This is a genomic window from Candidatus Diapherotrites archaeon (assembly GCA_030688545.1).
Lineage (GTDB): Archaea > Iainarchaeota > Iainarchaeia > Iainarchaeales > VGJJ01 > VGJJ01.
This window is the reverse complement of sequence record JAUYHT010000002.1, coordinates 321118-347189: the sequence shown is the minus strand read 5'-3', so window position 1 is coordinate 347189 and position 26072 is coordinate 321118. Positions and strand designations below refer to the sequence as shown.

31 protein-coding genes are annotated in these 26072 nt (G+C 43.2%); 11 read left to right on the top strand and 20 right to left on the bottom strand.

The features are described 5' to 3' along the window. The first annotated feature begins 6 nt into the window (after window positions 1-6). The gene (locus Q8P05_02460; protein MDP2666339.1) at window positions 7-1176 is read left to right on the top strand and encodes a hypothetical protein; all 1170 of its coding nucleotides are present in this window, start codon (window positions 7-9) and stop codon (window positions 1174-1176) included. Here Q8P05_02460 and Q8P05_02455 read toward each other — a convergent pair. Next, on the bottom strand, window positions 1139-2287 hold the full coding sequence (locus Q8P05_02455) for a pyridoxal phosphate-dependent aminotransferase (protein ID MDP2666338.1): 1149 nt from the start codon (window positions 2285-2287) through the stop codon (window positions 1139-1141). The two genes, Q8P05_02460 and Q8P05_02455, sit on opposite strands and share 38 nt — an antisense overlap. Before the next feature lie 166 nt (window positions 2288-2453). Here Q8P05_02455 and Q8P05_02450 point away from each other — a divergent pair, with 166 nt between their 5' ends. Both Q8P05_02450 and Q8P05_02445 read left to right on the top strand, forming a co-directional pair. Beyond that, complete coding sequence (locus tag Q8P05_02450; GenBank protein ID MDP2666337.1) at window positions 2454-3878, top strand: aldehyde dehydrogenase family protein; 1425 nt, start codon at window positions 2454-2456, stop codon at window positions 3876-3878. 58 nt (window positions 3879-3936) lie between these two features. After that, on the top strand, window positions 3937-4419 hold the full coding sequence (locus Q8P05_02445) for a hypothetical protein (protein ID MDP2666336.1): 483 nt from the start codon (window positions 3937-3939) through the stop codon (window positions 4417-4419). Window positions 4420-4814: 395 nt separating this feature from the next. Here the strand turns inward: Q8P05_02445 and Q8P05_02440 are convergent, their stop codons facing one another. Together Q8P05_02440 and Q8P05_02435 are read right to left on the bottom strand one after the other, a co-directional pair. Continuing rightward, window positions 4815-5651 carry a hypothetical protein gene (locus Q8P05_02440; protein ID MDP2666335.1) on the bottom strand — a complete coding sequence of 279 codons (837 nt, stop codon included), beginning with the start codon at window positions 5649-5651 and terminating at the stop codon, window positions 4815-4817. A 12-nt stretch (window positions 5652-5663) separates the two neighbouring features. Next, on the bottom strand, window positions 5664-6305 hold the full coding sequence (locus tag Q8P05_02435) for a hypothetical protein (protein MDP2666334.1): 642 nt from the start codon (window positions 6303-6305) through the stop codon (window positions 5664-5666). 378 nt (window positions 6306-6683) lie between these two features. Between Q8P05_02435 and Q8P05_02430 the strand changes: the two genes are divergently transcribed. After that, the gene (locus Q8P05_02430) at window positions 6684-7280 is read left to right on the top strand and encodes a hypothetical protein (GenBank protein MDP2666333.1); all 597 of its coding nucleotides are present in this window, start codon (window positions 6684-6686) and stop codon (window positions 7278-7280) included. 147 nt (window positions 7281-7427) lie between these two features. Here the strand turns inward: Q8P05_02430 and Q8P05_02425 are convergent, their stop codons facing one another. Next, the gene (locus Q8P05_02425) at window positions 7428-8342 is read right to left on the bottom strand and encodes an NUDIX hydrolase (GenBank protein ID MDP2666332.1); all 915 of its coding nucleotides are present in this window, start codon (window positions 8340-8342) and stop codon (window positions 7428-7430) included. Between the two features lie 115 nt (window positions 8343-8457). Between Q8P05_02425 and Q8P05_02420 the strand changes: the two genes are divergently transcribed. Next, window positions 8458-9183: an HAD family hydrolase gene (locus Q8P05_02420; GenBank protein MDP2666331.1), complete on the top strand. Its 726-nt coding sequence runs from the start codon at window positions 8458-8460 to the stop codon at window positions 9181-9183. A 322-nt stretch (window positions 9184-9505) separates the two neighbouring features. Here Q8P05_02420 and Q8P05_02415 read toward each other — a convergent pair whose 3' ends face one another. The 6 genes from Q8P05_02415 to Q8P05_02390 all read right to left on the bottom strand — a co-directional run bounded on the left by Q8P05_02415 (window position 9506) and on the right by Q8P05_02390 (window position 13385). Beyond that, on the bottom strand, window positions 9506-9955 hold the full coding sequence (locus tag Q8P05_02415; protein ID MDP2666330.1) for a GNAT family N-acetyltransferase: 450 nt from the start codon (window positions 9953-9955) through the stop codon (window positions 9506-9508). A gap of 199 nt (window positions 9956-10154) precedes the next feature. Continuing rightward, window positions 10155-10652 carry a TrmH family RNA methyltransferase gene (locus Q8P05_02410; protein MDP2666329.1) on the bottom strand — a complete coding sequence of 166 codons (498 nt, stop codon included), beginning with the start codon at window positions 10650-10652 and terminating at the stop codon, window positions 10155-10157. A 9-nt stretch (window positions 10653-10661) separates the two neighbouring features. Continuing rightward, window positions 10662-11861, bottom strand: coding sequence for an MFS transporter (locus tag Q8P05_02405; GenBank protein MDP2666328.1), 1200 nt, complete (start codon window positions 11859-11861; stop codon window positions 10662-10664). 161 nt (window positions 11862-12022) lie between these two features. Next, window positions 12023-12238 (bottom strand): DUF2283 domain-containing protein, encoded by a 216-nt coding sequence (locus Q8P05_02400; GenBank protein MDP2666327.1) that lies wholly within the window; start codon window positions 12236-12238, stop codon window positions 12023-12025. Further along, complete coding sequence (locus Q8P05_02395; GenBank protein MDP2666326.1) at window positions 12235-12480, bottom strand: DUF4258 domain-containing protein; 246 nt, start codon at window positions 12478-12480, stop codon at window positions 12235-12237. The genes Q8P05_02400 and Q8P05_02395 overlap by 4 nt, the downstream gene beginning before the upstream one ends. 398 nt (window positions 12481-12878) lie before the next feature. Continuing rightward, window positions 12879-13385, bottom strand: a complete 507-nt coding sequence (locus Q8P05_02390) for a hypothetical protein (protein ID MDP2666325.1) — start codon at window positions 13383-13385, stop codon at window positions 12879-12881. 482 nt (window positions 13386-13867) lie between these two features. Between Q8P05_02390 and Q8P05_02385 the strand changes: the two genes are divergently transcribed. Further along, the gene (locus Q8P05_02385) at window positions 13868-14305 is read left to right on the top strand and encodes a hypothetical protein (GenBank protein MDP2666324.1); all 438 of its coding nucleotides are present in this window, start codon (window positions 13868-13870) and stop codon (window positions 14303-14305) included. Between the two features lie 25 nt (window positions 14306-14330). Continuing rightward, entirely contained in the window at window positions 14331-14642 is a 312-nt protein-coding gene (locus tag Q8P05_02380) for a type II toxin-antitoxin system RelE/ParE family toxin (protein MDP2666323.1), read from the top strand. On the opposite strand, the gene Q8P05_02375 is transcribed toward Q8P05_02380, so the two are convergent. Beyond that, window positions 14639-14938 carry a hypothetical protein gene (locus Q8P05_02375; protein ID MDP2666322.1) on the bottom strand — a complete coding sequence of 100 codons (300 nt, stop codon included), beginning with the start codon at window positions 14936-14938 and terminating at the stop codon, window positions 14639-14641. The genes Q8P05_02380 and Q8P05_02375 overlap by 4 nt on opposite strands. Before the next feature lie 96 nt (window positions 14939-15034). Between Q8P05_02375 and Q8P05_02370 the strand changes: the two genes are divergently transcribed. Then, window positions 15035-15778 (top strand): class I SAM-dependent methyltransferase, encoded by a 744-nt coding sequence (locus Q8P05_02370; protein MDP2666321.1) that lies wholly within the window; start codon window positions 15035-15037, stop codon window positions 15776-15778. 3 nt (window positions 15779-15781) lie between these two features. Here the strand turns inward: Q8P05_02370 and Q8P05_02365 are convergent, their stop codons facing one another. From Q8P05_02365 to Q8P05_02335, 7 genes are all read right to left on the bottom strand, one after another. Further along, window positions 15782-16399: a hypothetical protein gene (locus tag Q8P05_02365; GenBank protein ID MDP2666320.1), complete on the bottom strand. Its 618-nt coding sequence runs from the start codon at window positions 16397-16399 to the stop codon at window positions 15782-15784. 293 nt (window positions 16400-16692) lie between these two features. Next, complete coding sequence (locus Q8P05_02360) at window positions 16693-17082, bottom strand: PIN domain-containing protein (GenBank protein MDP2666319.1); 390 nt, start codon at window positions 17080-17082, stop codon at window positions 16693-16695. Continuing rightward, entirely contained in the window at window positions 17082-17303 is a 222-nt protein-coding gene (locus Q8P05_02355; GenBank protein ID MDP2666318.1) for an antitoxin VapB family protein, read from the bottom strand. Before Q8P05_02355 ends, Q8P05_02360 begins: the two co-directional genes overlap by 1 nt. Before the next feature lie 60 nt (window positions 17304-17363). Further along, a complete protein-coding gene (locus Q8P05_02350; protein MDP2666317.1) occupies window positions 17364-18557 on the bottom strand; it encodes a pyridoxal phosphate-dependent aminotransferase in 1194 nt (397 codons plus the stop codon). Window positions 18558-18577: 20 nt separating this feature from the next. Then, on the bottom strand, window positions 18578-19288 hold the full coding sequence (locus Q8P05_02345; GenBank protein MDP2666316.1) for an HAD family hydrolase: 711 nt from the start codon (window positions 19286-19288) through the stop codon (window positions 18578-18580). Between the two features lie 115 nt (window positions 19289-19403). Further along, entirely contained in the window at window positions 19404-19994 is a 591-nt protein-coding gene (locus Q8P05_02340; protein MDP2666315.1) for a hypothetical protein, read from the bottom strand. Between the two features lie 41 nt (window positions 19995-20035). Beyond that, on the bottom strand, window positions 20036-20680 hold the full coding sequence (locus Q8P05_02335; protein ID MDP2666314.1) for an acetate--CoA ligase family protein: 645 nt from the start codon (window positions 20678-20680) through the stop codon (window positions 20036-20038). 74 nt (window positions 20681-20754) lie between these two features. On the opposite strand from Q8P05_02335, the gene Q8P05_02330 reads away from it, so the two are divergent. The 3 genes from Q8P05_02330 (at window position 20755) to Q8P05_02320 (ending at window position 24384) form a co-directional block, all read left to right on the top strand. Then, window positions 20755-21561: an isopentenyl phosphate kinase gene (locus tag Q8P05_02330; protein ID MDP2666313.1), complete on the top strand. Its 807-nt coding sequence runs from the start codon at window positions 20755-20757 to the stop codon at window positions 21559-21561. A gap of 817 nt (window positions 21562-22378) precedes the next feature. After that, window positions 22379-23656: an MBL fold metallo-hydrolase gene (locus Q8P05_02325; protein ID MDP2666312.1), complete on the top strand. Its 1278-nt coding sequence runs from the start codon at window positions 22379-22381 to the stop codon at window positions 23654-23656. Between the two features lie 23 nt (window positions 23657-23679). Further along, complete coding sequence (locus Q8P05_02320; GenBank protein MDP2666311.1) at window positions 23680-24384, top strand: NMD3-related protein; 705 nt, start codon at window positions 23680-23682, stop codon at window positions 24382-24384. A 159-nt stretch (window positions 24385-24543) separates the two neighbouring features. Here the strand turns inward: Q8P05_02320 and Q8P05_02315 are convergent, their stop codons facing one another. Further along, on the bottom strand, window positions 24544-25338 hold the full coding sequence (locus tag Q8P05_02315; protein MDP2666310.1) for a hypothetical protein: 795 nt from the start codon (window positions 25336-25338) through the stop codon (window positions 24544-24546). Between the two features lie 2 nt (window positions 25339-25340). Further along, window positions 25341-26042, bottom strand: coding sequence for a helix-turn-helix domain-containing protein (locus tag Q8P05_02310; protein ID MDP2666309.1), 702 nt, complete (start codon window positions 26040-26042; stop codon window positions 25341-25343). Between the last annotated feature and the right edge of the window lie 30 nt (window positions 26043-26072).

Below are 26072 nucleotides of genomic sequence, written 5' to 3'. Positions count from 1 at the left end.
GTAATAATGTCTGGGTTAAACTCCTTTAAGGAAATCGTCTCCGAGGTTGAATCAGGGCGAATAACCTCTGCCAATAGTATTCCAATAAGCGCATGGTTTCTTCCAGAGTGGGATAAACTATCAACAAAAAAAGCGGCTAATTTATTTTTTAGCCTATTAATAACCACGGTAAATGAAGCAAGAGAATTAATGCCAGAAATTTATGGTGGATATTCTCCCAATTTGAAGTTGAATTCTATCGATGACTTTTATCGTTTGCCAATACTGGTAAAAGATACTTCCGTTGACACTATCGGATTTCGCAATAAAGTTGCCAAAAATCCATTATCCATGGCACCACATGGGTTACCACATTCATTTATTTACAAAAGTGGAGGGACGAAGGGTGTTGCAACTCCAACCTTTATTACTCAAAATGATAGAAAAGTAGAATCGTATGGTTTAGCTCGTTGTTTCTCTGCCATGGGCATGAAAAAAGGGGATACGATCCTTTCAACCTACAATCCAACACACAAAGGTGGTGAAATAATTAAGGAGGCGTCAACAATTTTGCAAATGCAGTTTATTCCAAGGCGGACAACTGACACCGCTTCGGATATAATTAATACAATAAGGGATTATTCTGTAAATGTGTTGGCGACTGTACAAGGTCCATTGTCTCCTGATGGAGATAATACAAAGAAAGGCGGTGGTGTGGATTTTGTTGCATTGGTAGATGAGGGGCAAGATATTTTAGAGAGTACTGTGAATACTTACTTTATCACAGGGTATAAATTAATCGATGAAGTAATTAATTGGTCTGAAGCGTATAATAAGAAATTGGCAACAACGTTGGGCTCCAGCGAGGCAATACCACAAGCATCTAGTACTATTGGGGGAGATTCCAGGTTTTGTAAATACAATAACATGCATTTAAACTACGGCCCTCATTTTGTTGAGATAGTAAAGTATGAAAGCGGGACAATGGTTCCAGTAAAGAAAAATGAAAGGGGAATTCTGATTTACACAACACTTGCAAGAGAAGGGACAAGATATATTCGTTACGCCCCTGGAGATTCCGTAAAATTTTTAGGTGATATGGAATGTTCTTGCGGAAGAAAAAGCCCCATTATAACAGATATCGACCGAATCGATGTTCCTAACGAAATAATTCAGAATGGCTGTTGTATTGGCTAATAATTTCTGTAAACTTTTGCATAGCTTTTTCTAGACCTGCTTCATTCAGGACATAGCTAATTCGAATATAGTCTGAGTACGCCTTACCAAATATAATTCCAGGTAAGACAACAATATTGTTTTTTAGCAACATTTCGTAAACCTTTTGCCCCCCACCAAATCTTTTAACATTGATAAAAAAGTAGAACGCCCCTTTTGGAAGGACAAAGTCAAGCCCAAGTTTACCAATTGTATTTGCTATAATATCTCTACGTTTCTTGTATAATTTTGCCATTTCGTTGGACTCTTTATCTGAATCTAATGCACAAATGGCTGCTTTTTGGGAACTGTTTGGCGTTGACACTGACAACGAAAATTTAAGTTTTTCAATGTTATCAATCAAGTCGCTGTTTGTAACCACATAACCAACACGATGGCCGCACATAGAGTAAGATTTAGAAAAAGAATTTACAGTTATTATTTTAGGATAGTTAGAAAGACTTGCAGGCGAGTGATGTTTATCAGAATATATAATTTTTTCATATACTTCATCTGAAATCAAATAAATATCATTTTTGATGGCAATATCAATTATTTCTAAAATACTATTTTTTGAAAATACGCTTCCAGTTGGATTGTGGGGAGTGTTCATGTAAATTAATTTTGTCTTTTTGTCAATCATTTTATTGAGCAAGTCTATGTCTGGTTGAAAATGATCCTTTTCCATTAAAGACAGTCTTTTTACAATGCCCCCGGTAAATTCTATTTGCGGAGCTACGATGGGAAAATGTGGATCAATAATTATTGCGTTGTCACCTAAATTAAGTGTTGATTGTATTGTGAGTCCAATTGCTTCAGAACTTCCGCATGTTACAACAATATCTTTTGGTTGGGTTATTATATGATTATCTTTTGCTAATTTAGAAGCAAGTTTTTCACGCAACTCCAAAAAGCCTTTTACTGGTGTATATCTATTTGCTCCTTGGATTAAAGAATCAATTTCAAAATCTGTGATTCTTTTAGGAGTATCAAATAATGGCTCGCCTACTGATAAATTAATACAATTTTTGGGAACTTTTCCAAAAAAATCCATCATTGGACTGCGACTCATCCTTTTGATTGCTTGGTTCATGTGATTTTTTTATGTGTGATTTATTTATAGCTAAATTCATTTTGAGTATTTTGGCAACGCTATTTTCGTCATAAGACGAAAGTATTCCAATATTTTAAGTGATTTTTTGAAACAATCTTCCATTTTTTATGGCCTTTTAAATGAAGATAGTTGAGATTGTGGTTATATGCGTCTAAAATTTGAAAATTTAATTGGTGGAAGTAGCATCAGCCTAACTAAAGCTTATTTTCCAATCCAATCTTTTTATGATCCTGGTTTTGTAATCGAGGTACCAAACGCGGGAGTACTTGATGCCAAAACTGCAATTTCAAAAGCACGCTCGTCTACTGCTACTTTGGCGCAAATGCCATTTGAGGAGCGTTCAAATATTTTGTATGAAGCTAGTCGAAAAATAAAATTTACAGACGATGAAATTGAATCATGGGTTAAATTATCAGGAATGCCAATAACCGCCGTCAAAGATCAGTTGAATGAGGTTGAGAAAATATTCAAAATCATACCAGATCTCATCCGGAAACGAATTGGTATCAATAACGGTAAAATCGGACGAAATCCGATTGAAGGCCATCCCATGTTTAAGTACATGCATCCCATTTCCGGGTATGTTTATGTTGTAACTCCTGGAAATGACCCCCGAGTAACAAGTTTTGTTGCTGCATGGTTAATTTCATTGGGATTGCCAGGGATTTTTAAACCTTCAAAAACAGATTTTCCAATTGCCTCCAAAACAATACAGACACTAATTCAATGTGGGTATCCTAAAGAAGCTTTACATGTTGTAAATTGGGACACGAACAACCAAAGCAAAGGAAAAATACACTTTGACCTTGTAGATTCATCGTCTGCAATTTGGGCTTTTGGGGATAATGGGGTAGTTGAAAATTTACTCCGGTGGGAAATTAATGGCGATCACAAAGTTGATCATTTTTCAGATAAAATTGTATTGAAGCATACAACAGGACGTACAGCTTCAATTTGTGCAAGCTCTGCCGATATTAGAAAAACAGTCGACCTTGCTGTTGAATCTTCTTTAACTTGGCCAATTGGTTGTAATGCATTGAAATCGATATTTGATGCTTCGGGAAAGAATTCAGAATTAATGCCATTATTAATAGAAAAATTTGAAAGTTATGGAAAATGGGTTGGTGACCCAATGAATAAGAAAACAAAGGTAGGAAATGTAAACCCAGAAATTTTATCCATGGTAGGAAAACGTTGCAATGAATTATCAAGCTTAAATCAATTGCAAAAGTTTTCGGGTGACTTTTTAAGTGAATCTCAATCCTCACCGCTTTTATTTAAAACAAATGATATTTTTTCTGAATTTTTATCGACTGAATTTTCCTGCTATTTACTCACTGTCAAACAATCCGAAAATTATTCCAGTGCTGTGAACGAGCTAAATATGTCTGCTGGAAAAAACCATCGTCTTGTTACCGTTGTTTACACAGAAGACGAATCAGAAGTTTTGAAAGAATATTTGCATGCTCATCATATCAAACGTATGAAACATTCAACAGAATTAGACATAATGTTTCATGAAGGGAATGATTATTTGCATCAATTAACGCGACCGCAGATTCACCATTAGTTGATAATTAAACATAACTGTGGTTTGAGTTTAAATATTAAGATGGGTTTTTTACCTTATGGAAACAAAACATGTTTGGGTTTCTCTTGTAGATTTACCTGAGTCATTAAATTTTTCTGTGGCTATTAATGAGAAGTTAAATTTCAGGGATCAAATGAGTGAGCAGGAAAAGGCACAGAATGCTTTGTTTGAATTTATCGATTTTCTAAGCAAGGATTTATCAGAGAAAATTTATTATATGGGGCAAGATGTTATCGGCGAGAAATTTTTTTATCGATTTCAATTTGCAAAGCAAGGATTTTTGGAAGTCATGAATCAAGCACCAACAAGTATTATCGCACACTTTCTTGATGAAAAAAAAGCAAATACATTTGCAATCGCACTTAAAAAAAATTTGGGAAAAGCAATTAAGGAAGGCCATCAAAACACCCTTGATATTTTAACAGAAAATATCGAGGTTTCAAAACAAAATGAAGATGGATTCAAAGTTGATACGCACACAAAAATGGCAAAAATCCGAGAAACAATTGATAAATTTTAATCACAATTTTTGAGAGAAATCAAACTTCTTTTTAGTTCGTCGAGGCGGGAAATTCTGTCATTCCGGCTTTTTAGAAAAAAGCCTGTGGAAAAAAGTTGATACCTCGCCCTTCAGGGCGACATTCGTCGCCCCACGTTTGGCGAGCGTTTACGCGAGCCGTTTGTCGTTCTTGCTCTACATGGATACCGCGGCCTTCAGGCCGCAGAGGAAGTCATTGCGAAACCGTCTTGTGCACCGCATGATATGTTACGTCCATTCCGAATTCTCGTTTCAGTGCGTGATCGAGCTGTTTGAGCGAAACCGGTCATTTCATAGATAATTTCTGTACGATTGCGTTCTTTACATTTCTCGGCTTTTGGTTCAGTAAGTTCAAGCTTTCTTCAATTTGCATGAGTCTACCCAGCTGCTAGGTATTTCTCTATCTCCTTACTCAAAAATCTTGCCATGGATGGGTTTTTGGTAACGGTAGCAAGTATGACCATTTTCGGCTCTTTTTTCAGTCCGAGTTCTTTGAAGCTATCCTCTAGATTTTTCCATTTATTCCAATATTGTTCAATAATTTTTTTGGATTCGGCAGGGAAATGTACCTGTCCCATCCATTCTCCTTGAATCCAGAAGTCGTCTTCGATAGGTATTTTTGATCCAATAATCCCAATTCCTCCAACTCTCAAGTATTGTTTTTGTACCCATTTACCATACGTAGTTACTTTTCGAATAATGTAAATAGAATTAGGGGACTTTTTTACGAGATTGTATATAACATGCAAGTGATCAAATTTGAATTTTAGTGGCCAGTATCCATACTCAAGAATGTAGTATGCTTTTTCTCCATTCTGATACAAGACCTGCTTAGCAACTAGATTTGCCGTCTCCACTGAAAAGTCCGTAAAATTATCAAATTCAAATACCTGTGGCCCATCGTAGTTCAGGTTGATGTTGTATTTGTTTTTGTTTCCTTGATATTTTTGTTTTGTTTGATGGATGAATCGTTCCTGGGAATCCAACCAGGTGGGGTTGAGTTGCCATTGCCCATCTTTTTTAGTGAGGATGGATTCTTCTTCTAGTTCTTGTATGGCTTTGTGCACGGCTTGATAGGATATATCCATTCCATATTCCCGTTGTAAAATATGATGGATTTTTTTAATGGGGTGTGGAAAGTCGCTGGCCAAATATTGAATAATGGCGGTTTTGGCGGTTTGCGGCTTTTTTAGGAGTTGGGTGTATCGTTCCATATCTAACCCTTTCTACTGGTTTTGAAACAGTTCCAGCAATTCATTTCTTTTGGCTTCCGCTAGTTCCTTATTTCGAATGACAATTGTATGAATATTTGTCTTTTCAGTGGCGAGTTCTTGTAGTTTTTGATAATCGATATTTTTGATGTCGGTGTTATCTCGGTAGAATAAATCCACCTTTTCCAAGAAGCTTTTGGGATAATAAAACTGGGCGATGTGATCTCCTTTGATGACATAGTCATGGTCTAATTTCATATCAACTCCTAAAATATGCTTCCGTCCGAGTTTCCCAATCCAGTCGGCAAACAGTTGATCGAGAGGCGTATTGTTAGGGCATACGCAGAATAGCCCTTTTTCCCGTTTGGATTGCTCTAATAGTATCCTGCTTTCTTCCGCGGATACCGTGCTGACGGGCCATACATGCATCCAGCAGGACAGGATGGGTTTATGCTCCGGATTAGGAAATTCATTCTTAAACGTGAAACTTCCAAACCGGCCGGCATTCAACCATGAGGTAAAGTGGAGCTGGATAACGTCTTTATCAAAATCCAAGGGCTCATTTCGGGAATAGTTTTGGGCGATGGCGTTGGATATTTTGAGGACGTTTTGGATCCAATTCTCGTGAAATTGGTATCCATGCTCATTCTTTTCCACTACGTGATCCCTTTCGAGCTCTTGAAGGGCTTTATGAACCGCTGATAGGTAACTTGTAGGGCAAATTCTCGTTGGAGAATATTGGATAGCTCCTTGGCTGTCAATGGCCATTGCTTAGCCAGCTTCTGAATAATCGCTCCCTTGGCATTCTTCGGCTGGCTCGTCAAGAGCTCTAATGAACCTGTTTCAGGTATCAGGAAAATCCCTCCATATGATACATAATAAGGGGTGGAATATATAAATGCAAATATGTGATGTGCTTTTTTCCCTCGCTTTGCAATTCTTATAATGGTCCAAAATACCTTTTTTCAGTTGAGTAATGATGTGCTTGTTAAGAAAGCTACATAGATATTTAACAAGAACTTTCTACGATATATCATGTATCCTGAGATACTGATAAAGAATAGTCGAATTTATTCTCAAAAGATTTTGGGGATGATGAATGATATTCCGATTGCGGAATTAAGTGATGATGATTTTAAGTTGTCTATTAGCGAATTAAAAACAAGAATTCCTGAACTTGAAAATAATTTGAAAATGATATCTGATTTTATTAAAGTAATTTGGAGAAGAAAGGAAATTAGAATTTATGTTTTACCATTCCGTGCGCATAATACTACTTTTTCAGATCCCTTGACAATATCACTTTGCACTTCAAACGGGAAACGAATGGATAATGAAAATTTAATTTATCTGATAACTCATGAGCTTATTCATAATGCACTGGAAGAAATAAAAGTAAGAAAAGGGATAACAGAGTTAAAAAAAGACTTTCCAACTCTTGAAAATGATAGCTACTCGCATATCCTAGTGTATGCAATACAAAATAAATTATTTAGAAAAATAAACAAAGAGTATCTTTGTGAAAACGAAATTGAAAAAAGGAAAAATCATAAAAGTACTCAGGAAGCGTGGAAAATTGTGCGGGAAAAAGGCTTCGAAAATATAATAAGTAATTATATACTTGAAATGTAACTAATTGACATGAACAGAAGAAACGTGAAAAAGAGAATAGCCAGTATTCTGCATGTTCCAATACGTACTATTTCCGAAATAAAGGAAAATAAAACAGGGATGTATTCTATAGTCTACACAGCTAAAGTGGGCGACAAAAATATTGTGTTAAAGCAAAGGCTTCGCAACCCTCTTGATGATTGGCTCGAATTCTTTCCATATTCTATCCGCGGCTAGTTTTTGATTGGGAATGAGAAAGTGGCTTATTGCTTCGTGGAAAGTCATCCATTTGGCTTGTCTGATTCCTTCTTTTTTATTGGGTTTGACTTCCTTTGGATGGGGTAAATATACTAGATAAATGTGTTGTTCTTGGCCGCGGAATCCTTTCACTAGCAGGGTAGGTGGCCAATTGTATCGGTTGATGTATTTCGCTTTGGACAATATCTGAAATGTTTTGATATTGAGTTCTTCTTCCAACTCACGTGTAATGGCTTTTTCATGGGTTTCATTGGATTCAATCCCTCCTTGGGGGAATTTCCAATATACCTCATCCGTGGTGCTTTCATCCAGCAAGAGAATTTTTCCATCTTTGCGGTAGCACCAAAATTGGACATTTTGTCGATAGGGTAGCAATAAGATGGACTTTACTACTGAAATAATGGATTGGATAACGGCATCCTCACTCATTGGTCGACTTTCGGGAAGATTATGAATGGGGAACCATTTGGCTTCTTTTATTTCATCTACTTTGATAGTTAGAGGTATTTCTTTGGGGATGGATGTAATAAATATCGTAAATGGGTCTGGTGGTGATTTTATTCCATATTCACTTAAGGAATGGATATGTTGGGGGTATTGGCGGATGCCTATTTCTTCCCACATTTCTCGTGATGCCGTTTCATGAGCCGTTTCTCCCTTATCCGATTTTCCAGCTATATATCCCCAATCAAATCCAAAGTAATTTTTTACGCGCTTCACCATTAAAATGTGTTTAAAATCCGGATCGAAGACTAGAACAATCGATGTGGGAATATTTTTTTCAGCTTTTTTTCTTTTATTTTGGATTTTGGTTCCTGATTGCATGCTACATGAAACGAAGGGAGGATTTATTAGAATATGGAATATTTTTCCAACTTGAGTTCCTCGGCCTTTTAGTAGGGGGGAAGTCATTTATTCGAATGCGGGTAAATAGGTTTTCATGGCGGAAAAACCACCTATAAAGTGTATCGCTTTTGATATTCACGGAACCTTGTATCACGAAACGAAAGCGTCCAAGCGCCGGGCGCGGTCCGCAAAGGTCCGTGTCCTTCGGTCGTTGGGTTATGATGTTTCAATACCCCGTTTTGATGCGGCGATGGAGAAGGTTCGGACTGAACACAAGAAATCTTGGGCCAAGAAAGGATTCTTTTGGTACGATGAGAAGGTTCTGGAGTTATTGGGTATTCCTCCTTCTCGTTCCGTTTTCACTATGATGCGGGATGCACACTATTCGCATCGGGAGAATGATCATAGTCCTCGACGGATTTCTCCTAGGGTAAAGAATTTAATGCGTTTTTTGGCGCGTAAAGAGATTGTTACTGGAGTTATTTCTGATTCCCTCGTAAATTGGGGTCGACGTTGGGTTAAGAAACATGAGTTAGGAATTGCGGATCATCGCATAATCATTTCATGTGAGGTAAACGCTGATAAATCCAGGGTTCATATTTTTCGATTGTTTCTAAAGAATATTCGGAAAGAATTTCCACATATAAAAGCTCAAAATATTCTAATGGTGGGAGATTCGCCACGGGATATGAACGCACGGAAAGCAGGATTCCAGACTTGTTGGTATAATCCAAAAAACAATGAATTTTCTTCTGCATGGGATTCAAAGCCTGATTACGTTATCAGAAATTTTCTGGAATTGAAGAAGATATTGGAATAATTACTTGAGAGAATATTGCCAAGTCTTATACTATTATTGATTGCATGTAGGTTATGGTAGACAAAAAAATTAATGTGGTAATTGGTAAGATTGTTAGTGACAACAAGGTTCTTTTGGTAAAGCGCCCAATTTCTAATTTAATAGTCAAGATGGATCGGCTGATATCGTTAGTGAAAAACTTTATGGTGGTTTCAGGAGAACCCTCCGCCTGCTTTTAGTTGGTAGGTGAGATCCATTCGTTTGTTTTGCATTATCTTTGCTTTCTTTCATTCTAAAGGACACCAGGGGCTGTAGCCTTCATTAGTTAATGTTGAATAGGATTTCATTCGAGCATCTTTTCGCGCATGATCAAGTGGTCTTTCGCGGAAAACCCGTACTTTTCATACAGGGAGTTCAGGTGCTTTTTGGATTGCCAATTGGTTAATCGGACCGAATGCATCCCCTTTTTCTTCAATACTTTGATAGCTTGGTCCATGAGGGCGGTTCCAACCCCCTTTTTCTGGTTTTCAGGAAGGACTGCCATGGATTCCAACCACCCGACGGTGGGTTTATCCGAACTGATAGGTGCTTTTGAAACGATGAAACCGATAATGGATCCATTCATTTCAGCGACGAAAAAGGTATCGGTGTGATACTCGGACAGGAAAGTGACATACTCAATCGTCCATCCCCAATCCCATTTGTCGGGCCCGAAAAAGAATTGCTTGCCGATCGAATAAACGCGATTGATATCCTTCTTTTGAATGGTCCTAATTACGGGCTTTGATCGCATCAAAAATCACCCATTCTAAAATATCTTTCATCAGTGCGCGTGTTGAAGTGTCGACTGACATTAGGTTTTCACCTTTATAAAGTGGAGTCAATGGACAGCTCTGTTGACTTCCTTTTAGGATGTCAAAGCGATGGTTATAGTGATTTTTCGACTCCCCGTCTTGTGGTTTTATACCTCGGCCTTTAGGCCGGGAAGGATTTCATCTCAAATAACCCTGTTGCCTAAGTCCTTCATATGCGATGATTGGGACGATGGTGCGGATTGTGTAAAATCGCGTATGGTTGTGCATCGGGATACTGACCATGCGATCCATCCATTGGCGTTTGGCGTGGCTTAATCCTCCCATTTCAGTTCCGAATACCACTAATTGGTTCCCTTTTGAAAGATCGACCGAAAAAAGGGATTGGGGTGCATCAGGTGATGTTCCCGTGATGCGATATCCTTTCTCATGGAATTGTCCGACTAATTGGTAGAAATCAGAAGAATACTGAATGAGCCCGTTTATGGTGGAGGCCGGGAAATCAGGGTTCCACGAATTCATTTTTCTTTGGACTTTGGGATGATCATGCCGTATCGAATTTCCAGATATGTAAATGTGGATATTGGCGGCGAGAGCCAGATGGGTCAGTTCAGCCATATCGGCCGGGTCCCTCACCGTATCCACCAGGATTTTGAGGTTTGGGGTGGGATTAAGCATACAGGTTCCTCAGTCGATCAAATGCTCTTCTTCCACTTTAGATACGTAAGCCAACCCTATCGCTGTTACTCCAAGGATGAGGAGGGTGTTGCTGATGCTCCAGTCAGCTAATGTCCCCACGATGAGGTTGGCGATGGTGATGGCGAGGGTGCGGAACATGTTGATGGCACTCCCCACCGTGGCGCGTTGGTCGGAGGGGATATATTTCTGCATGTAGCTGGATAGGATGGGCTTCCGAGATAACCCAATTCCACCGGCCAGGAGGATGGCGAATATGGCGATGACAGGGTCATTGGCCACTCCCGCGATGAGGAATCCTATTCCCGTGGCGATGCTCGTGAGAAAGAGGAGCTGGCGTTTGTTTCCCAACAGCTTATCAACATGGGGATAGGCCTGGAGCGCCAGGATTTCCACTCCAATCAAGGCGGCATGCACGAATCCGAAATAGGCGATGCCCACCCCCACTTGTTGGAGGAGTGGTTGAAACAGCCATATCATAAAATAGGCAATTGTTCCAATAGAGATGGCGTCCCAGGCCAGGATCCGGAGAATCCGATGATCCCGAAGATACCTCAATCCACCCTTCAGGAGGGCGAAGTAGTCCTTCTGGATGACCTTTTCGAATGCCGGGGGCTCGCGATACGTGAGGGCGATCAGGGCCGCGATACCCAATGCTCCCGCGGTGGCGTAGTAGACGGATGGGAATCCGAATTGGGCCACTAATAGGCTGCCCACCGGGCTGGCGATCCCTATACCTAACAACCCCATGCTTTCCACCCGTGAAAACGTTTTCTTGGAGGTTTTTTCCTTCCCAATAGTCTTGAGCGTATCATACAGCAAGGCTTCGTCGGCACCGGATATCAAAGAAGAGGCCATCGCCCACATGAACTCCGCTACCAAAAATACCTCGAAGGTGGGTTGGTAGATGTACAGCAGCACCGCGATGATATTGATGAATACTCCTGCCACGATGGATGTTTTCCGTCCGAACCGGTCCGCGAGTGTTCCGGTAGGCACCTCCAGGGCGAATATCCAGAACATGAACCAGGCCTGCAGGAAGAATATCTGCGTGAAATTCAGACCGCCCCATTCGGTGAAGAATGGGATGAGGATGGCGCCGAAGAAATGCAATCCCATGAAGAATTTGAACAGGTAGAATTTCCACAGGTTGGGCTGGAACAGGGCGATGCGAGAAAGGGGCGGATGCATGGCGTTCACGTAGAGGGGATTTTACGTTTCCTTTCCCATCGTTCGGACAGTCGACCCGCCATGATCAAAGGGAGGATAGGCATTCCAGTGTCTATTCTCGATGCATTTTTAATCATTTGTCGAATTTTTGCTGGTTCGAACTTTTTAAAAAAAAAGTTTCATCATAAAGCTGTTTGTTTGAGAAAATCAACGGATACGTTTTGAATGTTTTTGATGGGCATTCGCTTGGCCACGTTTAATATTTCGATAGCGATGATTTTTCCTTCTTTGGTGTAATCAATGATGATTCCTTCAGCGGTTTCTTTGCTGATGTAGTATTTTCCTTTTTGGAATCGGATGCTCATGGCATCGGCTTCGGGATCATACGTGATTTTCATGGTTTCTTCTCCGTGTAACGATGGGGGTTTGTGTAATAGGCGGTGATGATGATGTGGGTATCTTCTTCCTTTTTATAGACCACGCGTAGTAAACGCCCGTCTCCCTCTTTTTGCGCAATAATTGTATTATCACGGGATGGGATGATTCTATCTGGATTTTTTATCGCATCTTCCACAACCGCACGATCGATTTTTCGTTCTTGGAGTTGGGATTCCGCGTGATAGGCATACAAAAATTTCATTTTTTAGTATCAAGGCTAAGTGGATAAAAAGATATAGATAATTTTTTGGAGAATAGGAAAAATAGAATCATCAACCCCTTGGTTGATTTATCTATGCCTTTTCCCATGCCGTAATCATTCGCCTCGAAAAATTGGAATTAAATTCAGCACCAGTATAATCTCCATATGTTCGAACTAATTTGAAATATGGGCTGGCATATCGCTTCAAATCCTCAAGAGAGTGCCAATATGAAATATCATTGGAAGAGAAGGAAAATTCCTTTTTTCCTTCCTTAATGGTATATACTTCTTCCAGAATGCGCTTCTTTCTATACATTGACTTAACACTTTGTTTAGTAACTCGTTTCATTTGAGGGTTTGTTCGTAATATTATTACGCTTAATAGGTGTTATGTCTAATTATTCTGTCTGCCTTAGAAGCCATAATGTCCTTTTTTTACTTATTTGATATCTATCTTCTTTTGGCTCTGGAAATATTGGCATTCTTCCATCGATATAAAATAATTCTTTGTTTTTTGTAGAAATAAAATTTTCTTTATAGATATACAAATCAATAACCCATTTTTTATTTTCAAGCAATTTTTTAAGTCCATTCCTGAAACTCTTATTTTGTTTCAAATTCATTAATTCTTTAATTTCCTTTAATTTTGTTAGCTTTTTTCCTGTAATATCTTTTTGGACAATTAAAGTTATTCTCTTATCAAACTTAATGAATTTTGTTTCAGGAATGTGTTTTCTTAAATATTTCTTTAGTGCTTGAAAATATTTTTTATGCGATTTAACATTTCCTAAGAGATATGTTTTATGCTCAAAAAGAGGTTTTATCCAATATTTAGAATTATTGATTTGTTTAATGAAAATTTTATCCTTCTTTATTTTACTTAATTCCTCTTTTGAAAAGTCCATTATAATGACATTAATTTTTTTTTATTAATAAATGTAACGGCAGACAGAATAATTCCTCGTCTTGTGGTTTTATACCTCGGTCTTTAGGCCGACTGTTCGTTTGAGTGGCGAGCGCAACAGCGCGAGCAGGTGACAAGATTCTAATCGTTGGATACTCTCACCTTTAGGTGGGGGAGGAAGTCATTTTTTCAGCCAGTTTTAGTAGTCCAGATATGTTTTTTTTAAATAAACGAAATATGTGTCATTTTCCATCCTCCGAAAAATTATTCGTTCGATGGCTCGCTAAAACCAACGATCTTGATTGTGAAGTAAAAGCGAACCCCTTTTTTGATAGGAAGTTTCCGCAAAGAGATCACAGCCGGTCTCATGCCCGGATTGGTAGGAATGCAGGCTTTTAACCCATCGGTGAAACCCTGGCCTCAACCATCCGGTTGATTTTCCTTCAACCGCACCTATATTACATAGCCATTCTGAAAGCCTATATGTCGCTGGAGGTTGGGTCGGGGGATGTGAGCCTATCCCCTTTTTCCAAATACCCCCACCCCGCCTCGCGCATGAATCTTAAGGATTTGACATTAGTGAAGGCCGTTTCCCGGTTTGAGAGCATTGGTTTCATGGAATGGCACGCCCGCGTGTTACAAGTACTCCTCCCCACCCCCCTTTCCTTGAGGGAAATCGCCCGCCAAACGGGATTATTCCAATACCACGTGCGCGGCATCCTTCAGGATTTGGTGGGATTGCAGCTCGTGGAATACACCCGTGAGGGGGTTAACCTCGTGGATGAAGAAGAAATGCTCGGCCGCCTCGTGGCTTGTTGCGAATCCGATGACCATCAAAGCATTTGGGACTATGAGGCCGCTTTCGAAGTGGTGGTGCCCCGCGTGATCGCTTTGGAGAAACGGTTCGATCGAGATGGCTAGGGTCCCTCCTATTTATCGAATAGTAATGGTCGATAGCCAGTTGGAATATCACCTTGATCGGCTGCGAAAAGGGCCCTTCGAAGATCGTCGTTTGGCCGATTATATTGATAAGGCTTTTATCGATTTGAAAGAAAACCCGATTGGTGGGATCAAGGTGCCCAAAAAATTGTGGCCAAAAGAATATGTGGTCAAATACAGAATTACGAATCTTTTCAAATACGATTTACCGAATGGATGGCGGCTACTCTATTTCCTCAGGGGAAACGACTTAGAAGTTTTAGCCATTATCTTAGAATGGTTGAGTCATAAGGACTATGAGCGCCGGTTTGGGTATTAATGAACAATGACCCCTTTCCGTTTGGCCTCGGCCACCCCTTCAGGATCCCAAATCCATATCGGATGGTTATCCCGAGGATCAATGAGTATTTTGTTCGAATATTCCAGGTAATCCAGGACTGTCAGATACGTTTGCCACATCACCTGCTTGGGCAATCTCTTCCAGATTTCCCTGACCGAAAAGTCTCCACCTGCATCTCGAAGCACCTCCTCAATCATCAACACCGTGTCCAGGCGGGGGTACCGGTCGATAGGATGCTTGAAGATGGTCCTGTTTATGGGGATCTGGGTAGGCATAAGTCAATTGTATATCAACTGATATATAAACAATTGGGTAAAAAACCTGATTATAAAGAGTGGTTTATTGGTCGAGAAAAATTACTGGTGAAAATGATGGGTAAAATGCGTTTAAGCTATTACGATTCAATTGCGCCCTATTGGGATATAATGTATTCCAGTGAACCCTTTTATCGAAAGGGATTCGCTTTTATTGATTCGTATCGCCAGAAAAATAATTTACCAAAAAAAATACTGGATGTGGCATGCGGAACGGGGCAATTATTGGCAATATTTGAGATAGAAGGGTACGATGCATATGGATCGGATATCAGCCCGGCATTCTTGCGGATCGCACGGAAGAAATTGAAGCATGCCCATTTGAAGAGGAAGCCCTATCAGGAAATTTCATTTCCGACCACATTTCCCATTATCATCAGCTTTTTCAATTCCTTCGCCTATTGCCAGGATTCTAAAACATTTATCCGGACATTGAAGAATTTGCGGAATCTATTGACTGAAAATGGCATTTTGATTTTCGATTTAGTTCTCACAGATCAAATGAAGGAAGATGTTTTCGGCACAAAAGAATATTTTTCCGGAAACGTCTCTATTTCACGTTCTATGCACGCTCATGCCAAGGATAGAAAGTGGTATACGAAGATGGTATATTTCATCCTCGAAAACAGGAAGTCTAAAATTATCGCCGAAAAGACAGTTAGGGGTATTTTTTCAAGAGCGGAAATGGTAGATATCATAAAGAAATCTGGCTACAAAATCGACTATATTGGAAAAGGTTATTTCGACACCACTTTTGTCATCCGGAAACTCGAAAACAGAAAAACGAAATCAAATAATTGAAGATTAATCGGACAAATATTTGTTGAGTATATTTTCAGCCCCCTCTTTGGTGACGATTTGCCACGCTTTGGCATATGAGGGGTGTAAAGCGCTTTTGTCAATATCGCGCTGAGCCCGATCCATTCCGCGATGCTGTTCATACAAGGTCATGTGTAGGGCATGTACGAGGATATGGATGTGGGTGAGGAATGGTTCGTCAGGGTAGTCTGTGCGGATTTTTGTGAGGGCAGCATTTATTTGTGGATGTTCATTGAGGGCATTGTGGATGAGTTCATGAATGATTATATCGATTAAGTCCTCGATGTCATTAGGGTGTCCATGGGCGTCGCTCAAAGATATGGTAAGGGGTTTAGAGAAAGATCCAATGAATAAGGCGATCATGGTGACCTCAATTTCTTTCCGTTTCCAGGTAATTTGGAGCGTGCGGGTAATTTCACCAAGGAGGTGCTCGAACAGGGGTTTTCGTTCTTTGATTTGCTTAAACAACTGGTTGGCCGCTTCCTCGCTTATGCGAGGCGGTTTGGTTAGCCGGAATTCCCACCATTTTTGCTCATATACCCAGCTACGTTGGAAATGGATATTCGGAATACTCATCTTCAATCGACCTATACCAATTCCCATAGTCTAGTCATTTTTTAGTAATTAACCATCCTTCTTGGATCTATAAAAATTTACCCGATTGTTTTATGGTTCAGAACCCTTTTTCCTTCATCCGTTCGAAGGCTTCCTTCTCAGTTTAATTTCTTTATTTATGACTATTATAGTAGTCGATAAAACGTGTATTTGTGACGGTTATACTAGTCATAAAATGTATTATTTCTTCAAAATCCGTTTTATTTAATCATTCGATTGCCCCCTTTATCTTTTCTTTTTTGCTGCGCTGGCCTCTTTTTTTTTGGACTGAAAAAAGGGGGTTAATATGTTTCAATGGCAATGTCAGGAATGCGTGCGAAATGGTTGGTATCTCGCGTGAGGATTTTTTTTTGGTGGGTTTTGGCGATGCCTGCAATCATGGTGTCCTCAGTGTCGATTCCTTTTCCTTCGCGTTCCAGTTTGGCGAGCATCATTCCCCCATCCCGGGCGGACTCTTTATCGAAAAGGTACACATCGAGTGATTCCAATAATTTGGATATTTGGGTGATTTTTTCATGATTGCTTATTTCTCGGAGTCCCCGGTATAGTTCAAAGACGGAAATGGTAGTAGTGGACAACACGACTCCTTTTTCTTCCAGTTCTGAAAGTTTGGCGATAGCTTCCTTTCTTCCTTTCAGGAGGTCAATGAGCACGTTCGTGTCGAGTATCATCAAATCGCCTCAATTTTCCTCTGGCGAGAGGTTTTTCTTCCCTCTTTGATGGCACGTTCGAGTTTTTCTCCCTCCGAATCAGAAAGGATTCCCGCGAATGCAAGAATGCTGCTTTTGTTGGTAAGCCGGCAAATGACCTCGCTGAAGCTCTCATTCCCTTTCTTTCTGCGAAAGAGACGATCATACGCCTCATCCGTGATAGAGATGGTCTTCGTACCCATACTGTGTATGTATGTGTATGTGCTATTTAAGTGTATGGTGACCGGGTCGCCGTAGGGTGGTCAGAACCCCGCCTTCTTCATCCGTTCAAATGCTTCGTTAATCTGTTGGGTGCTCGTCGCGTAGGAGATGCGCATGAATCCTTCCCCCCCTCGCCCGAACTCGTTTCCCGGGACCATGAGGACCTTGGCTTTTTTCACCAGTGCGTGGGCGTAGTCGCGGGATTTTTGTTTTGTCGTTATTCGGGGGAACACATAAAAGGCCCCTTCCGGTTCCACTTCCACGTGTAATGTTTTCATCTCATTCACATGCTTCAAAACCAGTTTCCTCCGCTGGTCATAGCTCGTGCGCATCCGCTCCACATATTTTTTTCCCAAGGATAATGCCTTCAGCGCCCCATATTGATTGGCCGTGCTCGCAGTGAGGCTCGTGTACACGTGAATCTGCCCTATTTTCCGCACCAACTCATGGTGGCCGGCCACGTAGCCAATACGAAATCCAGGCATGGCGAAGCTCTTGGAGAATGATTGAAATGTCAGCACGTGATCGTGCATGCCTTCCAGCGCGGCCATGCTCACATGTTTTCCTTTACCAAAGACCAGCTTCTCATAGGCCTCATCCGAAAATATGATCAGTTCATGCTCCACCGCGATGTCAGCGATCTCCTCCAAAACCTTTCGCTTGAGCACCGTCCCCGTTGGATTGGAGGGGGAATTCAGGATGATGGTGCGGGTCTTGTTGGTAATCTGGGCTTCCAATTCTTCAGGGTGGATTTGAAACCCATCCTCATCCTTCAAGCGGTAGGGGAGGGCGTTTCCCGTCACCAGATCCACCATGGGGGTGTACGCTAAGAACCCCGGGTCGGGCACTAAAACTTCTTCTCCCACATCCACGATACTCATCAATCCCAAGAGCAATCCTTCCGTGCTTCCGGCGGTGACGCATACTTCGTTCTCGGGGTCTTCCAGGAAAATATGGTTCTCCTTTTTCAGTTTGCGCGAGATGGCCTCCCGCAATTCTTTCAACCCCGGGATGGCCGAATAATGCGTCTGCCCTTTTTGGAGCGCCTCTTGCGTGGCGCGGATAACCGGCGTAGGAGAACTAAAATCAGGTTCCCCCGGCCCTAATGAAATGATGTCCGGGCGTTCCTTGGCGATGCCCATGATGGATTCGAATTCCGACTCAGGTAAGTTCGCCACGCGTTCGGAGAGGATATGTCCCCACCTTGTTTTAGGGATGCGTCTGGAATAGGGCATGAGCGGGATATTCGGTTCGTCTATTTAAGGCATTCCCGCAAAGTTGCCGCGGCAAAGAGAGGGTGATGGGTTTTCAATTCGTCTAACGGAGTATTGCCTGTTCCCACGGCGAGTGCCTCCATTCCCACTTGATGGGCCGCCTCGATATCATACATGGTGTCCCCGATCACCAGGGTATCACGAGGGGAAAGCCCCCTATTTTCTTTCTGAACCTGCTCCAGTACCTTTCGAAGCATCTCGTGCCTTTCCCGAATAGGCTTTCCCAAGTAAGTGTCCGAGGCATACACCCGGTATTTGAAATAGGAGATGATTCCCGTCGCTTGCAACAATACTTCCCCCGTTTCCCGGATGTTCCCGGAGATGACCGCTAGCTCTTTTCCATCCTGGCGCAATCGTTCCAATAATTCGCGGACCCCGGGGAATAACGATTCCTTTCCCTCGAGGAACGACGGATGAGTGGCTTTCTGGCGATGGTATTCAATGATGGATTGGATGTCGTTCAAGGTGGGGTTGGCATGCCCATGGTCCCGGAAGACGTCTCGCGCGTAGGCAGTGGATGTTTTTCCCAGGTGGCGTTGGAGGATCTTTGGATCCGGGTGCGGGGTCGCGGGGTTGCGTTGGTAAGCTTCAAGAAGCACGTCCATGTGAATGGCCACGGTGTCCATCATCGTCCCATCGATGTCGAATATGATGAGCCTCTTTTCCCCAAAAATGTGTGCATACGTGTTCATATTGGGAGGATGGATTTGGTTGAATTAAAAATAGGTGCGTTTTCTTGACCGCTTTACAAGTGGGAGGAGGGGGGGCCTTCTGCAGCAAAAACCCAAAATGGGGGAGGGTTCTTTGTTACTCAAGGTGAATGGTGTAGACGTCTTCATCCCGAACGACGCGGTTTTCGTATTCGTCACTGGGTTGGCCATTGACTAAAAACACCATTTCGGCCGCTTCCCCGTTGGGACAAATATCTTCGACACTGGTTCCATTGAATGTTTGCGAGGTGAAGGTGACCCCGACTAATTGGAAAAACCTCCCCAAGGTGATTTGATCGGGAGAGCTGGCGATTCCTTCTACATGAATCAAGCGGTCTTCGTGCGTATGCAACAAATGGTCGCGGATGGGGGCCAATGGCATGATGAATGTCTCCCCGCAGACGGATGCATTGACGCTCGCATGCCAATGCACATTGGGCGTCGGAAAAGTGATCCCGCTCCCATCGGGGTCGGGGGATCCGGATGAAAATAGGCCACTACCTAAAACGAGGACGATTCCCAATAGAAGCACTGCTCCCATGATGGAGATTTTCCATTTCCTCCAAAAAAGATTGGATTCATTTTTTGCCGGGAGGGTTTCTGGGTGCTTGGTCCGGGTGTGCATGCCCAAGGCTTCTGCATTTCCCATCATTTTGCCGCATTGTGGGCATTGAATTTTTTCGTTCATGAGCAATCTCCCTTAGCACACGGAATAAGGGGGGGTAGCATTCATAATGATTCCGGAATAATCCGCACATCCACCCCTTCTACCTTTTGGGGAGTGGCGAGAACAGGGTTGAGGTCCAATTCCGCGATCTTACCCGAGCGCATAAGTTTATCCGCTCCAAGTATGATTTTTATCAATTCCGACATCCTCACTCCCTTCTGCCCCCGCACGCCTTTCAAAATAGGATAGATGGCCAAACCCTTGATCATGGCTTCCGCATCCTTCGTCCCTATTGGACTAATGCGCATGCGCACGTCCTTCAGCACCTCGGTATAGATGCCCCCGCTCCCCACTAATACTAATGGGCCAAACTGCGGATCAATCTTTCCCCCGACAATCAATTCGATTCCCTTCCGCATGGGTTGCACCACCACGTATTCGCAATTCCGTATTCGTTTCATCCTCTGGAATATTTTTTGAGCATCCCTTTCATTTTGGATATCCAGTGCCACGCCCCCCGCATCCGTTTTGTGCAATAGCTTTTTTCCCGCGGCCTTCATGGCCCAGGGGAAGGGGATTTTCCTAACGGTTTTTTGGATGTCATCCTTTCTCCATAGCCCCTGCGTGGGGACGAATGGGATGCCGGCGCGCCGGGCGAGTGTTACGGATTCCAAAAAATCCTGTTGCATAAGGCGCGTGGTCTTCATCCCGGGACCTACCTTTTCGTCTTTTTAATCGTGCGTTCGGGTTGGATTATATAGAACCCCTTCTTTCGAATGGAATGGAGCGCTTCTATGTGCTGAAGCTCGGGGGAAGTATTGTCACTAAAAAAGGAGAGCAAATCCCTCATATTGATCAGTTGTTCCTGAAAGGGTTGATTCGTCAGATTGCCCAGGCGCGAGCGATCAAACCCTTTCGCTTAATCCTTATTAGCGGGGTGGGATCCATTGGACATGGGATCGTGGTGAAGTGGGGGATTAATGATGGTGTCCGCACCCCACACCAAAAAAAGGGGGTTCAGATTTGCTTGCGTGCCACCAAACGAATCGGTTTCACCATCGTCAGGCTGCTCAAATCCCATGGTATGCCGGCTAAATTCGTCGACCCATCTACTTTTTTTGAACAACGCGATAAGAAACTAGTGACATGGAATCTGGAGGCATATGAAACCCTCTTGGACAAAGGCATTATTCCCGTTTCCACCGGATCAATGGTCCCCGATTCAACCTTGGGGTGGAGCGTGATGAGTGGGGATCGGATCATCGCGCGGTTGTCTAAACATTTTTCACCAGACTATGTGCTACTAGGAACCGATGTGGATGGGGTTTTCACCTCGGACCCCAAAAAGGATAAGCGGGCCAAACGCATTTCCAGAATCACCAATGCCAATCTGAAAAAAGTGGGTGCATTGGTAGGGGAATCCATGGCGGTTGATGTGACGCGTGGCATGAAAGGGAAGCTGGAAGAGATCGTGAACCTGGGAAGCGGTGCTCCGGTACGCATTTTTTCCCTTAAGAAAAAAGGGGCTTTACGGCGCATCCTCGAGCATCCATCATTAAATATGGGAACCCTTGTAAGAGTGGGTTGATATGGCACCGCGGAATGCGGCCGTGGCCATCATGGTGGCTCGGTCCGGAAATCATTTTTTTTATTTGACTCTCAAGCGGGATTCCCGTGGAAAATGGGCCAACGCGCTCATGCTGGGACCTGCCGAAACCCGTGAGCCAAAAGACGCGGGGCGATATGTACCCACCCTATTCAGGGGTCTGTCTGAAGAAATAAAGTTAGAGAGAAAGGATATTTTATCCGTCACTCCCCATCTTATGATGGTGGAGTCAGGTCGCGATTTTAAATTACCAGACAAAAGCCCTTCAACAGGAAGGAAGATTCCAGACTCCCACAATTACAAAGCCCATTTTTTTTGGGTCGAAGTTTCCCTCCCCACGCTCAAGGATATCACCAAAAAAATAAATAAAGGCGTCCACTCCGAATTGCGTGCAGCCGCCGTTCATCGTGGTCTCCCGGCATTATTGAGGGCCACCCTATTTCATCCATCAACTCCCCCGATCCAACCCCACACCCGTATGGTCCTAGAGCGGTTAGCCGCCGAGCGAACCCGACATCGAAATCCACCATTCAGGGATGGCGTCCCTAAATCTATCCCTCCCCCAAAGAGACATCGCCGATAATGCCAGGGATGGTATGTTTTGCGCCCCATTCAGGAGGGGGTTTATAAGGACTTAGGGGCCCGTTGTATGTAGAATTAACTCAAAAATGCCTTTTTTGTGGGGCCGAATGCGCCTCAAAAGCGCCTCATCGAGGCCGCTGTTTGAACACGGATTCATTCATGAGTCCGGGCGATTGGCCTGAAAGCAACCTAGGCAAGGAAAAAAGTGAAACAAAACATGACTACACAATACTCTATCGAAGTTCACGGAGCCGGCAAGGAAATTGGCCGCTCCTCATTCATTTTCAGCGATGGAAAAGAGAATATCCTCCTGGATTATGGGGTGAAATTGTCTCCCGAGGAGACCTCGTATCCCCTTCCCATCAAGCAGAAGCTGGATGCCTTCGTCCTCTCCCACGCCCACTTCGACCACTCCGGATTCGTCCCTCATTTGTTCAAGGACGCTCCCGTGAGAACATTCATGACCAAGCCCACGCTCGAATTGAGCCGGATGCTTTGGCATGACGCATTGAAGATTGCGGATTCGGAAGGGAAAATCCCCCCGTTCTCCAAGCACGATATTTCCAATGTGGACAAGCATACCACCACGCTCCATTTCAATAAACCCGTGGATATTACACCCAACACTCAATTGGAATTCGTGGACGCAGGCCACATCCTGGGGAGTGCGATGGTGAAACTAACTAATCGGGACAAAACATTCGTCTACACGGGCGATTATATGGTGCCCCCCATCCGTCTTCATGATGGGGCCCACCTCAAAGGATTGGGGAAAGTGGATTACCTCATGATGGAATCCACCTATGGTAACCGGGTTCACCCGGATCGCGAAAAAACCGTTAAGGAATTCGTGGCCAAGATCCGTGAAACCATTGATCGGGGAGGCACATGCGTAGTGGCGGCGTTTGCTATCGGTCGGACGCAGGAAATATTGGATATCCTTTTCGAGCATGGGGTGGATGCCCCGGTGTTCCTGGATGGGATGTCCCGCAAGGCCACTGAAATTTATAACCAGTTTCCCCAGTACAACAAAAAGCCCAAAGTGGTTCGCCGGATGCTCGATCAGTTGAATATCGTCGTTCATCCCGGTATCCGCAAGCAGGCGTTGAAGGAACCCTCTGTCATCGTCACGACCGCGGGCATGCTGGAAGGGGGACCGGTGTTGTATTACCTCAACCGCCTCCACCAGGACACGCGTTCAAGTCTCCTCATTACGGGCTACCAAGTCCATGGCACCAAAGGAAGGAAGCTCCTTGAAACGGGAAAGATCGAACTGGAAAGCGGCGTGGTTGAACCCAAAATGGAGATTCAGCGCTACGACTTTTCCGCCCATTCAGGGAAGGATGATTTGTTGAAAACCATCACCACCCTCGCCCCCGAACACATTGTTCTCATCCATGGGGATGAAAAGATCTCAGGTCAATTCGGCCAAGAATTGAGAGATCAGGGCTTCAAGGTCAGCAACCCCGGTGTCGGGGAAACCGTGGTCTTATAACGAAGACCCGGCCATTTCTTTCCATGCAACCCTTCTGCCCCAAGTGTGGAACAACGGAAGGGCCCTTCATCGGCCTCTTCTGCCGCACCTGTTTTCTCCTCGACCATCCGGATGTAGTGAAGGTGCCCCCTATCCTGGAGCTGGAGCGCTGCAAGCGCTGTGAGAAAGTACGCGTGCATGGGAATTGGATTCCCTGGGAGGAAAAGCCCATTTCCAAATGGGTGGCGTCTCACATTAAGTCCAGGGAACTATCCAAAATGGATATCGCCATCGAATATGGCGAACGCCAGGAAAAGCACATCCCTCTTCTCATTCAAGTTTCTGGCTCCCTCCTGGATCACCCCGTTGATTTCCAATTCCCGGTCAACCTGAAATTGAAAGGCAGCATCTGCAATGATGACATGCTCGTTTCAAGTGATTATTATGAGGGCATTCTCCAGGTTCGATTCACTGAGCCCTCTATCGACAAGATTAGGCAAACGCAAACGGTTATCGAGAGTGCGTTAGTGCCCCTGCATGCTACGGATTCCAAGGCCGTGGTGGTGAATTGGATCACTCAAAAATTTGGTTTTGACGCGTGGATCGTTTCAAAAAAGGCCGCCAAGGCCGCCGCCGTTTCTCTGGCACGCCGGCATAACGTGGAGATGACCGTGACCTCCAAGCTCATCGGTTTGTCCCGAACGGGGAAAGAGCGCCATCGCAAGACATTCTTGGTGCGCTTGGAATAGTGACTGAAACTTTTTAGAAAAAAGTTTCATCAAAAAGGTTTATGTCTCGTCCTTTAGAACGACATTCGTCGCCCATTGTTTGGCGAGCGATCACGCGAGCAAGTGACGTTTTCTATTTGTTGGATACCCCACCCTTTAGGGTGGGGAGGAAGTCATTATTTATCTCGCTTCTTGTTGTCCATTGTATAAGTGTTTTAACCAGCTTTCTTGGTGGTAAGTGGATCCTTTATAGTGGCGGATAAATGGAAGCAATAGATTTGCCGAATATACGGGTATTTTTTTATTTTGGCATTCAATAAAGAAATATGAATCATCAGGCTTGCGAATTCCGGGGACAAATTTTACTTTAATAGATTCAATTATTTTTGAATCGATTAATGTACAACCTAGGCAAACGGAAAAACATTTCATACTCCTTTTTTTAGGAAGTTTGGATGCAAAAACCAGACTTTGAACGTAATACTTGAATTCTTTGCGCCAAAATCGATGGGATGAAATCGAAGTCACATAATCTTTTCGAATCGGGGAATGGGATCTGATTTCAACGGCGTCATGTAAAATATATGGTGCTCCAATTATTGCTTTTTCTTTCTTTATTTTTTGGCGTAATGCATACAATTGGCGCAAAATAGTGGGGGGTGGAACAATGTCTTGCTCAAGAGAAAATAAATAATCATATTTTCCGTTTACGCATGCATTGAAGATTTTTTTCCTAGCATTAGCAAGCGATTCAAGAGGGTCTTTTACGCGCCTAATTTTTATCACATTAAACCCCTTTTTTTGAATGAGTTTTTTGTAACGCATACCTTGGCTGTTGTCTACGATCAAAACATCCACGTGAAATTTTTTGCGTGCATTTTTTACTATTTTTTTGAGGTTTTGAGCCCAATAATCAAAACAATATTCTTTTCCATCATAAGTTGGAGTGCCAATAAGAATGCGTGGCTTGGGCATGCTCAGGATTCGGCCCCGCGGAATACCTCGCGGATGCGTTCGATGGGCATGTGGGTAACAATCAAGGGGATCTTCTCATTCTCGGCAATGCGTTTGGCCACCGGATCCACTTTCAGGCAGCCGTGCAGTACTACGACGGATGGTCGCATCTCGGTGGCGAATCGTCCTACTTTCACGGCGATGAGGGGGCTCCTTCCATTCTCCACGTGCGTGAACACCAATGCCCTTTCGGGGGTTTTCCCATACATCTGCAGGTATTCGTGCACGGGCACGTCAAGGATGACCTTAAGTGAATCGATGACCGTATACCCATACAGGTTCAATTCTTTCAATCGTAAATGATTAGCCACGCATTCCCCTTCCACTTTCTCCACAAATTCCTTACCATTTATCGCGGAGGCGAATTCATGGACATCAAACACCTTCTCCTTGGGCCCATCATCCCTAGTCAATTGTTGCGAGATCTTTCCCCCTCGATTCTTATCCACTTCAATGAGGGCCTCCACTAACCGGTTAATCACCGCGATCCCTGGACTTTTACGCCGTCCCCCTTCGTAATCGGATATAGTTGAGGAAGAAACATGCAGGAATTCAGCTAACTCCGTTTGGGATATTCCAAATATTTCCCTCCATTTCTTCATGCTGCCCCCCGGGTCTTTTGAGAGGGTTATTTCCCCGGCGATGGTGACTTTAAGCTGGTCCATGCCACTCTTTCGGCAAACGACTATTTAAAC

What these genes read in the sequence shown, in the direction of transcription:
- Q8P05_02460 (MDP2666339.1), top strand. Translation starts at nt 7, where the DNA reads ATGTCTGGGTTAAACTCCTTTAAGGAAATCGTCTCCGAGGTTGAATCA.
- Q8P05_02455 (MDP2666338.1), bottom strand. Translation starts at nt 2,287, where the DNA reads ATGAACCAAGCAATCAAAAGGATGAGTCGCAGTCCAATGATGGATTTT.
- Q8P05_02450 (MDP2666337.1), top strand. Translation starts at nt 2,454, where the DNA reads ATGCGTCTAAAATTTGAAAATTTAATTGGTGGAAGTAGCATCAGCCTA.
- Q8P05_02445 (MDP2666336.1), top strand. Translation starts at nt 3,937, where the DNA reads ATGGAAACAAAACATGTTTGGGTTTCTCTTGTAGATTTACCTGAGTCA.
- Q8P05_02440 (MDP2666335.1), bottom strand. Translation starts at nt 5,651, where the DNA reads ATGGAACGATACACCCAACTCCTAAAAAAGCCGCAAACCGCCAAAACC.
- Q8P05_02430 (MDP2666333.1), top strand. Translation starts at nt 6,684, where the DNA reads ATGTATCCTGAGATACTGATAAAGAATAGTCGAATTTATTCTCAAAAG.
- Q8P05_02425 (MDP2666332.1), bottom strand. Translation starts at nt 8,342, where the DNA reads ATGCAATCAGGAACCAAAATCCAAAATAAAAGAAAAAAAGCTGAAAAA.
- Q8P05_02420 (MDP2666331.1), top strand. Translation starts at nt 8,458, where the DNA reads ATGGCGGAAAAACCACCTATAAAGTGTATCGCTTTTGATATTCACGGA.
- Q8P05_02415 (MDP2666330.1), bottom strand. Translation starts at nt 9,955, where the DNA reads ATGCGATCAAAGCCCGTAATTAGGACCATTCAAAAGAAGGATATCAAT.
- Q8P05_02410 (MDP2666329.1), bottom strand. Translation starts at nt 10,652, where the DNA reads ATGCTTAATCCCACCCCAAACCTCAAAATCCTGGTGGATACGGTGAGG.
- Q8P05_02405 (MDP2666328.1), bottom strand. Translation starts at nt 11,861, where the DNA reads ATGCATCCGCCCCTTTCTCGCATCGCCCTGTTCCAGCCCAACCTGTGG.
- Q8P05_02400 (MDP2666327.1), bottom strand. Translation starts at nt 12,238, where the DNA reads ATGAAAATCACGTATGATCCCGAAGCCGATGCCATGAGCATCCGATTC.
- Q8P05_02395 (MDP2666326.1), bottom strand. Translation starts at nt 12,480, where the DNA reads ATGAAATTTTTGTATGCCTATCACGCGGAATCCCAACTCCAAGAACGA.
- Q8P05_02390 (MDP2666325.1), bottom strand. Translation starts at nt 13,385, where the DNA reads ATGGACTTTTCAAAAGAGGAATTAAGTAAAATAAAGAAGGATAAAATT.
- Q8P05_02385 (MDP2666324.1), top strand. Translation starts at nt 13,868, where the DNA reads ATGTCGCTGGAGGTTGGGTCGGGGGATGTGAGCCTATCCCCTTTTTCC.
- Q8P05_02380 (MDP2666323.1), top strand. Translation starts at nt 14,331, where the DNA reads ATGGTCGATAGCCAGTTGGAATATCACCTTGATCGGCTGCGAAAAGGG.
- Q8P05_02375 (MDP2666322.1), bottom strand. Translation starts at nt 14,938, where the DNA reads ATGCCTACCCAGATCCCCATAAACAGGACCATCTTCAAGCATCCTATC.
- Q8P05_02370 (MDP2666321.1), top strand. Translation starts at nt 15,035, where the DNA reads ATGGGTAAAATGCGTTTAAGCTATTACGATTCAATTGCGCCCTATTGG.
- Q8P05_02365 (MDP2666320.1), bottom strand. Translation starts at nt 16,399, where the DNA reads ATGGGAATTGGTATAGGTCGATTGAAGATGAGTATTCCGAATATCCAT.
- Q8P05_02360 (MDP2666319.1), bottom strand. Translation starts at nt 17,082, where the DNA reads ATGATACTCGACACGAACGTGCTCATTGACCTCCTGAAAGGAAGAAAG.
- Q8P05_02355 (MDP2666318.1), bottom strand. Translation starts at nt 17,303, where the DNA reads ATGGGTACGAAGACCATCTCTATCACGGATGAGGCGTATGATCGTCTC.
- Q8P05_02350 (MDP2666317.1), bottom strand. Translation starts at nt 18,557, where the DNA reads ATGCCCTATTCCAGACGCATCCCTAAAACAAGGTGGGGACATATCCTC.
- Q8P05_02345 (MDP2666316.1), bottom strand. Translation starts at nt 19,288, where the DNA reads ATGAACACGTATGCACACATTTTTGGGGAAAAGAGGCTCATCATATTC.
- Q8P05_02340 (MDP2666315.1), bottom strand. Translation starts at nt 19,994, where the DNA reads ATGAACGAAAAAATTCAATGCCCACAATGCGGCAAAATGATGGGAAAT.
- Q8P05_02335 (MDP2666314.1), bottom strand. Translation starts at nt 20,680, where the DNA reads ATGAAGACCACGCGCCTTATGCAACAGGATTTTTTGGAATCCGTAACA.
- Q8P05_02330 (MDP2666313.1), top strand. Translation starts at nt 20,755, where the DNA reads ATGGAGCGCTTCTATGTGCTGAAGCTCGGGGGAAGTATTGTCACTAAA.
- Q8P05_02325 (MDP2666312.1), top strand. Translation starts at nt 22,379, where the DNA reads ATGACTACACAATACTCTATCGAAGTTCACGGAGCCGGCAAGGAAATT.
- Q8P05_02320 (MDP2666311.1), top strand. Translation starts at nt 23,680, where the DNA reads ATGCAACCCTTCTGCCCCAAGTGTGGAACAACGGAAGGGCCCTTCATC.
- Q8P05_02315 (MDP2666310.1), bottom strand. Translation starts at nt 25,338, where the DNA reads ATGCCCAAGCCACGCATTCTTATTGGCACTCCAACTTATGATGGAAAA.
- Q8P05_02310 (MDP2666309.1), bottom strand. Translation starts at nt 26,042, where the DNA reads ATGGACCAGCTTAAAGTCACCATCGCCGGGGAAATAACCCTCTCAAAA.